This window comes from Streptomyces viridosporus, assembly GCF_002078235.1.
Classification (GTDB): Bacteria; Actinomycetota; Actinomycetes; order Streptomycetales; family Streptomycetaceae; genus Streptomyces; species Streptomyces viridosporus.
In genome coordinates this window covers 1-12,834 of sequence record NZ_MSGP01000579.1, presented here as the reverse complement: position 1 = coordinate 12,834, position 12,834 = coordinate 1, and the positions used below count along the sequence as shown (strand labels likewise).

The 12,834-nt window shown below is 71.6% G+C and carries 12 protein-coding genes; 7 read left to right on the top strand and 5 right to left on the bottom strand.

What is annotated here, in order from left to right; genetic code table 11:
• Window positions 1-54: 54 nt before the first annotated feature.
• The 5 genes from B7L92_RS41690 to galE all read right to left on the bottom strand — a co-directional run bounded on the left by B7L92_RS41690 (window position 55) and on the right by galE (window position 5,408).
• Window positions 55-186: a putative transporter small subunit gene (locus B7L92_RS41690; RefSeq protein WP_218030490.1), complete on the bottom strand. Its 132-nt coding sequence runs from the start codon at window positions 184-186 to the stop codon at window positions 55-57.
• Window positions 187-202: 16 nt separating this feature from the next.
• On the bottom strand, window positions 203-1,951 hold the full coding sequence (locus tag B7L92_RS33140; protein ID WP_081240974.1) for a sodium:solute symporter family protein: 1,749 nt from the start codon (window positions 1,949-1,951) through the stop codon (window positions 203-205).
• 591 nt (window positions 1,952-2,542) lie between these two features.
• The gene (idi, locus tag B7L92_RS33135) at window positions 2,543-3,136 is read right to left on the bottom strand and encodes an isopentenyl-diphosphate Delta-isomerase (protein ID WP_081240973.1); all 594 of its coding nucleotides are present in this window, start codon (window positions 3,134-3,136) and stop codon (window positions 2,543-2,545) included.
• Window positions 3,137-3,354: 218 nt separating this feature from the next.
• On the bottom strand, window positions 3,355-4,293 hold the full coding sequence (locus B7L92_RS33130) for a cation diffusion facilitator family transporter (protein ID WP_081240972.1): 939 nt from the start codon (window positions 4,291-4,293) through the stop codon (window positions 3,355-3,357).
• Between the two features lie 143 nt (window positions 4,294-4,436).
• Window positions 4,437-5,408: a UDP-glucose 4-epimerase GalE gene (gene galE / locus B7L92_RS33125; RefSeq protein ID WP_081240971.1), complete on the bottom strand. Its 972-nt coding sequence runs from the start codon at window positions 5,406-5,408 to the stop codon at window positions 4,437-4,439.
• 286 nt (window positions 5,409-5,694) lie between these two features.
• On the opposite strand from galE, the gene B7L92_RS33120 reads away from it, so the two are divergent.
• The 7 genes from B7L92_RS33120 (at window position 5,695) to B7L92_RS33090 (ending at window position 12,808) form a co-directional block, all read left to right on the top strand.
• Window positions 5,695-7,548: a DUF5941 domain-containing protein gene (locus tag B7L92_RS33120; RefSeq protein WP_081240970.1), complete on the top strand. Its 1,854-nt coding sequence runs from the start codon at window positions 5,695-5,697 to the stop codon at window positions 7,546-7,548.
• Window positions 7,545-8,297 (top strand): phosphocholine cytidylyltransferase family protein, encoded by a 753-nt coding sequence (locus B7L92_RS33115; protein WP_081240969.1) that lies wholly within the window; start codon window positions 7,545-7,547, stop codon window positions 8,295-8,297. The genes B7L92_RS33120 and B7L92_RS33115 overlap by 4 nt, the downstream gene beginning before the upstream one ends.
• The gene (locus B7L92_RS33110; protein ID WP_043493687.1) at window positions 8,285-9,346 is read left to right on the top strand and encodes an iron-containing alcohol dehydrogenase family protein; all 1,062 of its coding nucleotides are present in this window, start codon (window positions 8,285-8,287) and stop codon (window positions 9,344-9,346) included. Before B7L92_RS33115 ends, B7L92_RS33110 begins: the two co-directional genes overlap by 13 nt.
• Window positions 9,324-10,103 (top strand): CDP-alcohol phosphatidyltransferase family protein, encoded by a 780-nt coding sequence (locus B7L92_RS33105; protein ID WP_081240968.1) that lies wholly within the window; start codon window positions 9,324-9,326, stop codon window positions 10,101-10,103. The genes B7L92_RS33110 and B7L92_RS33105 overlap by 23 nt, the downstream gene beginning before the upstream one ends.
• Before the next feature lie 8 nt (window positions 10,104-10,111).
• Window positions 10,112-10,993, top strand: coding sequence for a glycosyltransferase family 2 protein (locus tag B7L92_RS33100; RefSeq protein WP_081240967.1), 882 nt, complete (start codon window positions 10,112-10,114; stop codon window positions 10,991-10,993).
• A gap of 98 nt (window positions 10,994-11,091) precedes the next feature.
• Window positions 11,092-12,027, top strand: coding sequence for an ABC transporter permease (locus B7L92_RS33095; RefSeq protein ID WP_081240966.1), 936 nt, complete (start codon window positions 11,092-11,094; stop codon window positions 12,025-12,027).
• The gene (locus B7L92_RS33090) at window positions 12,020-12,808 is read left to right on the top strand and encodes an ABC transporter ATP-binding protein (protein ID WP_081240965.1); all 789 of its coding nucleotides are present in this window, start codon (window positions 12,020-12,022) and stop codon (window positions 12,806-12,808) included. The genes B7L92_RS33095 and B7L92_RS33090 overlap by 8 nt, the downstream gene beginning before the upstream one ends.
• Window positions 12,809-12,834 lie beyond the last annotated feature (26 nt).

Genomic DNA, 12,834 nt, shown 5'->3' with positions numbered 1-12,834 from the left:
GCCCGGCCCCGTCCCCGGCACCCGAGGGCACCGGGGACGGGGCCGGGCGCCGGGTCAGATCAGGTCCTCGCCGTTGCGGCGGGCCTCCGCCCATTCGCGGAAGAACCCACGGCTGATCACGAACAGGACGACGGCCACGAGCACGGGCCACATCAGGACGTACACGGTCAGGGCTGCGCTGGTCACGGTGCCTCCTCGGGGGTCACTTGGTGCTGGTTCCGGCGGGTTCGGGATCGCCGTCGGCACCTCCTGCCGGGCTCGGGACCCGGGCCTCGCCGTCGGCGGCCGCGGTGCCCGTGTCGGCGGCCCCCGACGAGCCGCCGTCGAAGTCACCGGTGCGCCGCGCGATGAGGCCGAAGTCGAAGCCCTCACGCCGGCGCACGGACATGGCCCAGCAGATGACGGTGGACACCGAGTAGGCGACCAGTGAGCCGCACAGCGTGGCGTACTCGTGCAGGGAGCCGATGGCGAACGGCGCGGACACCACCACCGCCGCCGCGCCGACGATCTTCGCCGCCCTGGCGCCGAAGAAGCCGAACACCATCAGGCCGAGGACGACACCGATGCCGATGACCGACAGCACGTCCACGACGATGCCGAAGGCGCCGTCCACGGAGATCCAGCTGAAGCGGACCGGCAGGAACACCGCGAGCGCCGCGAGCACCGAGGTGGTGAACGCCTTCCCGCTGACCTTGTCCCAGTAGAAGCTGGCCAACACCGGGAAGACGAGGGCGCCCCACAGCGCGCCGACGAACACCAGCAGGTCGAGGATGTTCAGCTGCAGGCTGGCGAAGGCCACGGCCAGCGCGGTCGCCACCACCATCGTGATGCGGCCGACCAGCAGCATGGTCTTCGGGTCGGCCTTCTCCTTGCCGGCCACGTTCTGGCCGTAGACGTCGGCCATCATGATCGAGGAGAGGGCCGCGAGGTCCGAGTCGGCGGTGGAGGAGAGCGCGCCGACGATCATGATGAAGAACAGGCCCAGCAGCACGGGCGGCAGGTACTCGGCGGCCATCCCGGGAATGATGTTGTTCGGGTCGCCGCCGACCGGCTCGTAGCCGAGGTAGAGGGCGAGCACGCCGAGCATGCCGACACCGATGACCATCGCGCCGTAGCCGATGGTCGCGGTGATGAAGGTCGGCTTGATCAGGTCCTCCCTCACCGCGAAGAGCCGCTGCGCGATGGTCTGGTTGCCGATCGCGTAGGCGAGCACCGCGGCGATGTACGGAGCGCCCTGCTCCATGAAGGCCACGCTGGAGAAGAAGTCGCCCTGCTCCGCGGTCAGGTTGGCGGCGCCGGTCTCGAACGCCGCCGGGAAGTCGGCCGCGAGGAAGATGAACGGGACGATGACGGCCACCGCGCCCAGCATCGCGACGACCTGCACGAAGTCGGTGAGCACCGAGGCGCGGAAGCCGGACCACAGGGTGTAGAGCAGCACGCCCGCGGCGACGGCGAAGACGCCCTGGGTGAAGGTGAACGGCGACAGCATCGAGATCAGCACGCCACCGGCGATGAAGTTGGACATCAGGCTGATCAGGCTGCCGACGACGTTCGAGCCGGCGAGCATCAACTGGCTGGAGCGGCCGTGCCGGGCGTACATGACCTCGGCGAGGGTGTGCGCCTTCGGTGCCACGGCGCGGATCCGCCGGCCGAAGGGGTAGATGAAGAGGATCATCAGGGCGCCCCAGAGCCCGTAGTGGATGGGGCCCGAGATGCCGTAGGTGTAGCCGGACGTCGCGGAGGCGTACATCGAGGACGCCCAGATCCAGGTCGCCGTCATGCTGGCCGCGGAGATCCCGAAGCCGATGTTGTTGCCGGCGGTCATGTAACCGTCGGCGTTCTCTTCCTTCTTGCCGATGCGGGTCGAGATCAGGAAGGTCCCTCCGTAGAAGAAGACCAACAGACCTACGACCACCAGGGCGTTGAACTGAGCTGTCTCCAGTCCGCCCACGCGCGCCACCTCCTTCGACTCGTGGAGCCCGGCGTCAGCCGCACCATCCGGTGTGTCGACCGGTGGGTCGCGGACACATCCCGCGCGTCGCGCAGCGGGGAAAGGCTCCGCCCGGGCAGCTCATCGCTGAACCAGGGACGTTCACAAAGAGGCAGGCTCTTTGAGCCCGCAAACCTTCGGCAAGGTAACAGCTCTTTCGAGTCACCGTGGGATCACGTCGACTCACCATGTGCAAAGTGTTCCGCCCGGGATTTACCCTGATCTGGGCAAGTCCCTGATATGTCGGGCGGGAGTTTTGTCGAGAAGGCGGGCATTGGTACCGCATCTTTATGGACATCTGTTTGCAAGTTGCAATTGCGATGCCCATTGCTTTGTTATGTCAAAGAGATCATCGACGGGGCTCGATGTGTCATGTTCCAGTAATAGTGGTCAAAGCGGGGTGAACCACCCAAGTGGGAATGAATCGGGGGCTCGGTCGGGAAAGCGTGCGGACAGCACGCGCGCCCGCCGGTCGGGGCCGGAAACCCGGCCCCGACCGGCGGGCGCGCAACTCCTCGACGCCTCGGCGCCCAGGGCGCGCGAGGCCGTCGGTCACCAGCCGGCCGACGCTCCCGTCAGCTCCCGGACCGCGGGGCGGGCCGCGTCCAGGACGGTCATGAACCAGGAGGAGAACGTGTCCTTCGCGTGCCGGTCCGCCAGCTCGGCCGGGGTCACGAACGCCGTCGACGCGACCTCCTCCGGGTCCGGCCGCAACGGGGACTGCACCATGCCGACGAAGAGGTGGTTGTACTCCTGCTCCACCAGACCCGAGGCCGGGTCCGGGTGGTGGTAGCGGACCGTGCCGGCCTCGGCGAGCAGGGAGGGCGACACCCCCAGCTCCTCGTACGTCCGCCGGGCCGCCGCCGTGAACGGCGCCTCACCGGGGTAGGGGTGACCGCAGCAGGTGTTCGACCACACGCCGGGGGAGTGGTACTTGCCCAGCGCCCGCTGCTGGAGCAGCAGCCGCCCGCGCTCGTCGAACAGGAACACCGAGAACGCCCGGTGCAGCTGTCCTGGTGGCTGATGGACGGCCAGCTTCTCCGCGGTGCCGATCGTCACACCGTCCTCGTCGACCAGTTCCAGCAAAATCGCCTCTGCGGTGCCGTCCGACGCGCCGTGCGTCGCGGTGGCAGGTGTGATCGGCATACCCATCCTTCACTCGGTCTTCGCGCCCCAAGTCTGCCGCACGAATCCGGCACTCCCGACACTCCGCCGCACGCCCGCATGTCCCGGGGCGGCGCGGGAGGCGGCCGGCGCCGGCCGGACACCGTGGAAGCGGGGCCTGGAAGGGGATCGTGCCCGCAGCGGCCGACGGAGAACCGTCCGTGCCGGGGCGCGGGACGTCCGCCCGCGCCCCGGCCGGCTCAGTGGCAGAGCCGTGCCTCGTGCTCCGCGTGCCCCACGGGCTCCAGCTGGAAGGTGCAGTGCTCCACGTCGAAGTGGTCGCCCAGGCACCCCTGCAGCTCGTGCAGCATCTTCTCGTGCCCGATGGCGTTCAGCGCCTCGGAGCTGACGACCACGTGCGCGGAGAGCACCGGCATCCCCGAGGTGATCGTCCAGGCGTGCAGGTCGTGGACGTCCTCCACGCCCTCCGTGGCCAGGATGTGCGCGCGCACCTGGGCCATGTCGACCCCCTTGGGAGCCGCCTCCAGCAGCACGTCCAGGGTCTCGCGCAGCAGCTTCCAGGTGCGGGGCACGATCATCAGTGCGATCACCAGGGAGGCGATCGGGTCGGCGGCCGTCCAGCCGGTGGTCAGGATCACCAGCGCGGACACGATCACCGTGACCGAGCCGAGCGCGTCCGCCGCCACCTCCAGGAAGGCGCCGCGCACGTTCAGGCTCTCCTTCTGCCCGCGCATCAGCAGCATCAGCGACACCAGGTTGGCGGCCAGGCCGATCGCGCCGAACACCATCGCCAGGCCGCCCTCGGTGTCGGCCGGGGTGATGAACCGCTGGACCGCCTCGTACAGCACGTAGCCGCCGACGCCGAGCAGCAGCAGGCAGTTGGCCAGCGCGGCCAGGATCTCCGCGCGGGCGTATCCGAAGGTGCGGCGCTCGCTCGGCGGACGGTTCGCGAAGTGGATCGCGAGCAGCGCCATGCCCAGGCCCAGGGCGTCCGTCGCCATGTGGGCCGCGTCCGCGACCAGGGCGAGCGAGTCGGCCAGCGTACCGCCGACGATCTGGACCACCACGACACCGAGCGTGATCGCCAGCGCCGCTCTCAGCCTGCCGCGGTACGCCGCGCTCGCGGTACCGCCGGGGGGCACACCGTGTGCGTGCCCGTGATCGTGCCCAGCCCCCATGAAAACCGCCCTTCCGTGGTCTCTCCGCATCACAGTGAACTACGGGTGGGGGGTATCCGGCAACGCGGCACTGAACACCGTTGTCATGTGCCTTGACCTGCGGAAACGTTATGCAGGTCAGAACCGTGCGGGCCGGGGGCGGGTCAGGTCCCGCGATGCAGCCGCCAGCCCCGCCAGGCCGAGTCGACCATCTCGTGCACCGAGCGCCGGGCGGTCCAGCCGAGGTGTTCGGCCGCCCGGGAGGCCGACGCCACCGCGCGGGGGGCGTCGCCGGGGCGGCGGCCCTCGACGAGCGGGGCGCGGGTGTCGCCGGTGACCTCGCCGACGACCGCGATCAGCTCGCGCACCGAGACACCCTCGCCGCGGCCGATGTTCACCGTCAGGTCGCCGGTGAGGTCCCCGTCGGACAGCCGGCGGGCCGCCGCCAGGTGGGCGTCCGCCAGGTCGGCCACGTGGATGTAGTCGCGGATGCAGGTGCCGTCCGGGGTCGGGTAGTCGTCTCCGAAGATCCGCGGGGCCTCGTCCCGGGTGAGCCGGTCGAAGACCATCGGCACGATGTTGAAGACGCCGGTGTCGGCCAGCTCCGGCGCCGCCGCCCCCGCCACGTTGAAGTAGCGCAGGCAGACCGTGGCGATGCCGTGCGCCCGGCCCGCCGCCCGCACCAGCCACTCGCCGGCCAGCTTGGTCTCGCCGTAGGGGTTCACCGGGGCGCAGGGCGTGTCCTCCGTGATGAGGTCCACACCGGGGTCGCCGTACACGGCCGCGGAGGAGGAGAACACGAAGTGTGCGACCCCGGCCTCCGCGACGGCGTCCAGGAGCGTCGCGAGGCCGCCGACGTTCTCCCGGTAGTACCGGGTCGGCTGCGCCACCGACTCGGCGACCTGCTTGCGCGCGGCGAGGTGCACGACCCCCGTCACCCCGTGCTCCGCGAGGACCCGCTTCAGCAGCTCGCCGTCCAGCGACGAACCCCTGACCAGGGGGACGTCGGCGGCGAGCCGGGCGGGCGAGCCGGCCGAGAGGTCGTCCAGCGCGACGACGCGCTCCCCGGCATCGGTCATGGCCCGCGCCACATGTGCCCCGATGTAACCGGCTCCGCCGGTGATCAGCCATGTCATGGTCGCCCACCCTATGTCGAGCGGGCCGGCTGCCCCGCAATGTTCCGCATGTACCTCGGTGCCCTTTCCGGCGGCGCGGTTTGTGGGGCGAGCCCCGCATCCCCGATGATGATCGCGGCAGCGGTGTGGGCGAACCGCGTCGATCCAACCGCCGAACGGGTGGTGAACACGTGCTTCCGGGCATCCGATAACCTCTGCCGACATGCCGCCCGGAGGTCCCCGCACGGGCGTCCCATCATGTACATGACCGGCGTGGACGCGTCGGCACCCAGGGAGTGAGTTTCGGTTGTCGACCGCCATCCTCACCGGTCCGCCGGTCCCCGGTTCGTCACTCGAGGGCGATCTGCGCTCCCTCGGCTTCGACGTACGCGCCGTGTCCGGCACCGCCGAGGCCGAGGCCCTGCTCGCCGGGGTGCCGGCGGGGGAGCGGGTCGCGGTGGTCGACGCCCGGTTCGTGGGTCATGTGCACGCGCTGCGCCTCGGCCTCACCGACCCCCGCTTCGAGCTCGCGGCGATCCCGGGCGCCGTCACCGCCCGGCCGGCCGGGCGCGGGGCCCTGGCCCGTGCGCTGGCCCACGAGAGCTCCGTGTCCGCCGAGGCCGCCGGCGACCACCCGGCGGTCGGCGGCACCACGCTCGTCGACAGCCTCGCCGACCGCATCGCCACCGCCCTCGACGCCGACGGCGCCGACGTGCACCGGCCCGAGCTCGGCAGCCTCGTCGCCGCCGTCCCCGGCGACCCGCAGACCCGCAACGAGGCCCGGCAGGCCGTCGCCGCCGTCGACGACGAGGCTGTCCGCCTGAAGTCGGCGGTCAAGGCCCGCGACGGCTTCTTCACCACCCACTTCATCAGCCCGTACTCCCGCTACATCGCCCGCTGGTGCGCCCGCCGCGGCCTCACCCCCAACCAGGTCACCACCGCCTCGCTGCTCACCGCGCTCGTCGCGGCCGGCTGCGCCGCCACCGGCACCCGCGGCGGCTTCGTCGCCGCCGGCGTGCTGCTCCTCGCCTCCTTCGTGCTGGACTGCACCGACGGCCAGCTCGCCCGCTACTCCCTGCAGTACTCCACCCTCGGCGCCTGGCTCGACGCCACCTTCGACCGCGCCAAGGAGTACGCCTACTACGCCGGCCTCGCCCTCGGCGCGGCCCGCGGCGGCGACGACGTGTGGGCCCTCGCCCTCGGCGCGATGGTCCTGCAGACCTGCCGGCACGTGGTCGACTTCTCCTTCAACGAGGCGAACACCGGGGACCCCGGCGCCGCCGCCAACACCAGCCCCACCGCCGCCCTCTCCGACCGGCTCGACAGCGTCGGCTGGACGGTCTGGGTGCGCCGCATGATCGTTCTGCCGATCGGCGAGCGCTGGGCCATGATCGCCGTCCTCACGGCCGTCACCACCCCCCGGATCACCTTCTACGCGCTCCTCGTCGGCTGCGCCTTCGCCGCGACGTACACCACGGTGGGCCGCGTCCTGCGCTCGCTGACCCGCAGGGCCAGGAGGACCGACCGGGCGGCGCGGGCCCTCGCGGACCTCGCCGACTCCGGGCCGCTCGCCGAGGCCCTCGCGGGTCCGCTGAAGGCCCCCGCGGAACGGCTGCCCGGGGCGGCGGTCCCCGCCGTCGCCCTGCTCGGCGGCCTCGCCGTCGTCGCCACGGCCGTGTTCACCGGCTTCGGCGGCCCCTGGACGATCGCCGCCGCCTGCGTCTACGTCCTGACCTCCGCCCTGGCCGTCGCCCGCCCCCTCAAGGGCGCCCTCGACTGGCTCGTGCCCCCCTTCTTCCGCGCCGCCGAGTACGGCACCGTCCTGGCGCTGGCGGCCGACGCGGACGTGAACGGAGCGCTTCCCGCGGCCTACGGGCTGGTTGCCGCGGTCGCCTACCATCACTACGACACGGTCTACCGCATCCGCGGCGACGCGGGCGCGCCCCCGCACTGGCTGGTGCGGGCGATCGGGGGGCACGAGGGCCGTGTCCTGGTGGTCGCCGCGCTGGCCGCTCTGCTCACCGCTCCTCAGTTCTCGGTCGCGCTCACGGTGCTCGCCGTGGCCGTGGCCCTGCTGGTGCTCGCCGAGAGCATCCGCTTCTGGGTGACCGCCCACCGGGGCGGCGCGCCCGCCGTACACGATGAAGGAGAACCCGCATGATCGGCCTCGTGCTGGCGGCCGGCGCCGGACGGCGCCTGCGTCCCTACACCGACAGCCTTCCCAAGGCACTGGTACCGGTGGGTCCCGCGGGTATAGAGGGCGAACCGACGGTTCTCGACCTCACCCTCGGCAACTTCGCCGAGATCGGCCTGACCGAGGCCGCGATCATCGTCGGCTACCGCAAGGAGGCCGTGTACGAGCGCAAGGCGGAGCTGGAGCGGAAGTACGGCCTCAAGCTCACCCTCATCGACAACGACAAGGCCGAGGAGTGGAACAACGCCTACTCCCTGTGGTGCGGCCGTGACGCCCTCAAGGACGGGGTGATCCTCGCCAACGGCGACACCGTCCACCCGGTCTCCGTCGAGAAGACCCTGCTCGCCGCCCGCGGCGAGGGCAAGAAGATCATCCTCGCCCTCGACACCGTGAAGTCGCTGGCCGACGAGGAGATGAAGGTCGTCGTCGACCCGGACAAGGGCATGACGAAGATCACCAAGCTGATGGACCCGGCCGAGGCGACCGGTGAGTACATCGGCGTCACCCTCATCGAGGGGGACGCCGCCCCCGAGCTCGTCGACGCGCTGCGGACCGTCTGGGAAGCCGACCCGCAGCAGTTCTACGAGCACGGCTACCAGGAGCTCGTGAACCGCGGCTTCCGGATCGACGTGGCGCCGATCGGCGACGTCAAGTGGGTGGAGATCGACAACCACGACGACCTCGCCCGTGGACGGGAGATCGCGTGCCAGTACTGACTCGGCTCATCCCCTCCCCGCTCGTCGTCGACATCCGCCCCGGTGCCCTCGAGGACCTGGGCGGTGTCCTCGCCGACGAGCGCATCTCGCAGTCCGGCCGCCTCGCCGTCGCCGTCAGCGGCGGCTCCGGCGCCCGGCTGCGCGAGCGGATCGCCTCGTCCCTGCCCGGCGCCACCTGGTACGAGGTCGGCGGCGGCACGCTGGACGACGCGATCCGGCTGGCGGGCGCCATGAAGGCGGGCCACTACGACGCGGTCGTCGGGCTCGGCGGCGGCAAGATCATCGACTGTGCCAAGTTCGCGGCGGCGCGCGTGGGCCTGCCCCTGGTCGCCGTTCCGACGAACCTCGCGCACGACGGTCTGTGCTCGCCGGTCGCCACCCTGGACAACGACGCGGGCCGCGGCTCCTACGGAGTGCCGAACCCGATCGCCGTCGTCATCGACCTCGACGTCATCCGCGAGGCCCCGGTGCGGTTCGTCCGTGCCGGAATCGGCGACGCCGTCTCCAACGTCTCCGCCATCGCGGACTGGGAGCTGGCGTGCCGGGTCAAGGGCGAGCGGATCGACGGGCTCGCCGCGGCCATGGCCCGGCAGGCCGGCGAGTCCGTGCTGCGCCACCCGGGCGGCATCGGGGACAACGACTTCCTCCAGGTGCTCGCCGAGGCGCTGGTCCTCAGCGGCATCGCCATGTCCGTGTCGGGCGACTCGCGGCCGTCCTCCGGGGCCTGCCACGAGATCAACCACGCCTTCGACCTGCTCTTCCCCCAGCGCGCCGCCGCCCACGGCGAGCAGTGCGGACTGGGCGCGGCCTTCGCGATGTACCTGCGGGGGGCGCACGAGGAGTCGGCGCACATGGCCGGTGTACTGCGCCGGCACGGGCTGCCGGTGCTGCCGGAGGAGATCGGATTCACGCCGGACGAGTTCGTCCGGGCCGTCGAATTCGCTCCGGAGACCCGGCCCGGCCGCTACACGATCCTCGAGCATCTCGACCTGAAGACCGAACAGATCAAGGACATCTACGCCGACTATGTCAAGGCCATCGGTAGCTGAACTCCGTCCGGTCGTGCACCCACCGGGGGTGAAGGACCGGCGCAGCGGTGAGCACTGGATGGGACGCCTCTACATGCGAGAGGTGTCCCTGCGGGTGGACCGCTACCTGGTCAACACCAGGGTCACGCCCAACCAGCTCACGTACCTGATGACCGTCTTCGGTGTCCTCGCGGCCCCGGCACTGCTGGTGCCGGGGATCGCGGGGGCCGTCCTCGGTGTGCTCATGGTCCAGCTGTACCTGCTGCTGGACTGCGTCGACGGCGAGGTCGCGCGCTGGAAGAAGCAGTACTCGCTCGGCGGCGTCTACCTCGACCGGGTCGGCGCCTACCTGTGCGACGCCGCCGTCCTGGTCGGCCTCGGGCTGCGCGCCGCCGACCTGTGGGGGCCCGGGCGCATCGACTGGCTCTGGGCCTTCCTCGGCACCCTGGCCGCGCTCGGCGCGATCCTGGTCAAGGCCGAGACCGACCTCGTCGGCGTCGCCCGCCACCAGGGCGGCCTGCCGCCCGTGCAGGAGGCCGCCTCCGAGCCGCGCTCCTCCGGCATGGCGCTGGCCCGCAGGGCCGCCGCCGCGCTCAAGTTCCACCGGCTGATCCTCGGCATCGAGGCGTCCCTGCTGATCCTGGTCCTCGCGATCGCGGACGCGGTCCAGGGCGACCTGTTCTTCACCCGCCTCGGCACCGCCGTCCTCGCCGGCATCGCGCTGCTGCAGACCGTGCTGCACCTGGTGTCCATCCTCGCCTCCAGCAGGCTGAAGTGAGCGCCCGGATGAAGGTCGGCGCGGTGATCATCACCATGGGCAACCGCCCCGACGAGCTGCGCGCCCTGCTGGACTCCGTCGCCAAGCAGGACGGCGACCCGGTCCAGGTCGTCGTGGTCGGCAACGGATCGCCCGTCCCGGAAGTGACGGAGTTCTCGTCGGTCGTACGCACCGTCGAGCTGCCGGAGAACCTCGGCATCCCCGGCGGCCGCAACGTCGGCATCGAGGCCTTCGGCCCCGGCGGCCGGGACGTCGACATCCTGCTGTTCCTCGACGACGACGGCCTGCTGGCGCACCACGACACCGCCGAGCTGTGCCGCGAGGCCTTCGCCGCCGACCCGCGGCTCGGCATCATCAGCTTCCGCATCGCCGACCCGGAGACCGGTGTCACCCAGCGCCGCCACGTGCCCCGGCTGCGCGCCTCCGACCCGATGCGCTCCTCCCGCGTGACCACCTTCCTCGGCGGCGCCAACGCCGTACGCACCCAGGTCTTCGCCGAGGTCGGCGGGCTGCCGGACGAGTTCTTCTACGCCCACGAGGAGACCGACCTGGCCTGGCGGGCGCTCGACGCGGGCTGGATGATCGACTATCGGTCCGACATGGTGCTGTACCACCCGACCACCGCGCCCTCGCGGCACGCGGTCTACCACCGCATGGTCGCCCGCAACCGCGTCTGGCTGGCCCGCCGCAACCTCCCCGCGCTCCTGGTCCCGGTCTACCTGGGCGTCTGGATGCTCCTCACCCTCCTGCGCCGCCCCTCGCGTCCCGCCCTGAAGGCGTGGTTCGGCGGGTTCCGGGAGGGCTGGGCCACCCCCTGCGGACCCCGCCGGCCCATGCGGTGGCGTACGGTGTGGCGGCTGACCCGGCTGGGCCGCCCCCCGGTCATCTGACAAGCTCGTATCCGGGAACATGGGGGCCGTACCCGGCTCCGCGGGCCCATGCCGGGCCCGCACGGGCCGCGCATCTCGAGGACGAAAGTTTTCCATCAGTGAGTGAGACAACGCACGACGGCACGGTCGCGGCGAGCGCGTCCGTGCCGCCCGACGAGGGCCTCACGGCAGCCCAGCTCGCCGCCAAGTACGGGCTGTCCGTCAGTGGTGCCCGGCCGTCCCTCCCGGGGTACGTCCGTCAGCTGTGGGGGCGGCGGCACTTCGTCCTCGCCTTCTCGCAGGCGAAGCTGACCGCCCAGTACAGCCAGGCGCGGCTGGGGCAGCTGTGGCAGGTGGCGACGCCGCTGCTGAACGCGGCCGTGTACTTCTTCGTCTTCGGGCTGCTGCTGGGGGCCCGCCGGGGCATTCCGCACGACATCTACGTGCCGTTCCTGGTGACGGGGGTGTTCGTGTTCACCTTCACGCAGAGCACGGTGCTGGCCGGGGTGCGGGCGATCTCCGGGAACCTGGGGCTGGTGCGGGCGCTGCACTTCCCGCGGGCCGCGCTGCCGGTCTCGTTCGCCCTGCAGCAGCTGCAGCAGCTGCTGTTCTCGCTGGTCGTGCTGGTGGTGGTGGTGCTGGCGTTCGGCAGCGTGCCCGGCCCGGCCTGGCTGCTGGTGGTGCCCGCGCTGGCGCTGCAGTTCGTCTTCAACGCCGGGCTGGCGCTGATCTTCGCGCGGCTGGGCAGCCGGACGCCGGACCTGGCGCAGCTGATGCCGTTCGTGCTGCGCACCTGGATGTACGCCTCCGGCGTGATGTTCAGCATCCCGGCGATGCTGGCGGGCCGGGACGTGCCGGGGTGGCTGGCGGACGTGCTGCAGTGGAATCCGGCGGCGGTCTACATGGACCTGGTGCGGTTCGCGCTGATCGACGGCTACGGCGCGGCGTACCTGCCGCCGCACGTGTGGGCGTTCGCGGCGGGCTGGGCGCTGCTGGCCGGCGCGGTGGGCTTCGTCTACTTCTGGAAGGCTGAGGAGAGGTACGGCCGTGGCTGAGCAGACGGCGGGCGCGCGGGTGCCCACGGTCATCGCCGACGACCTGCACATCGTCTACCGGGTCAACGGCGCCCGGGGCGGGCGGGGCAGCGCCACCGCGGCGCTCAGCCGCATCCTGGCCCGGGGCCGGGACGAGGCGCGGCGCGGGGTGCGCACGGTGCACGCGGTGCGCGGGGTGTCCTTCGTGGCCTACCGGGGCGAGGCGATCGGGCTGATCGGCTCCAACGGCTCGGGCAAGTCGACCCTGCTGCGGGCCATCGCCGGGCTGCTGCCCGCGGAGCGGGGCCGGGTCTACACCGACGGCCAGCCCTCGCTGCTCGGGGTGAACGCCGCGCTGATGAACGACCTGACCGGGGAGCGGAACGTCATCCTGGGCGGGCTGGCCATGGGGATGTCCCGCGAGGAGATCCGGGCCCGCTACCAGCAGATCGTGGACTTCTCCGGGATCAACGAGAAGGGCGACTTCATCACCCTGCCGATGCGCACCTACTCCTCCGGCATGGCGGCCCGGCTGCGCTTCTCCATCGCCGCCGCCAAGGACCACGACGTGCTGATGATCGACGAGGCGCTGGCCACCGGCGACCGCAAGTTCCAGAAGCGCTCCGAGGCGCGGATCCGGGAGCTGCGCAAGGAGGCCGGCACGGTGTTCCTGGTCAGCCACAACAACAAGTCGATCCGCGACACCTGCGACCGGGTGCTGTGGCTGGAGCGCGGCGAGCTGCGCATGGACGGGCCGACCGACGAGGTGCTCGGGGCGTACGAGAAGTTCACCGGCAAGTGACCCCGGCCCCGCCGGGCCCCGCCGGA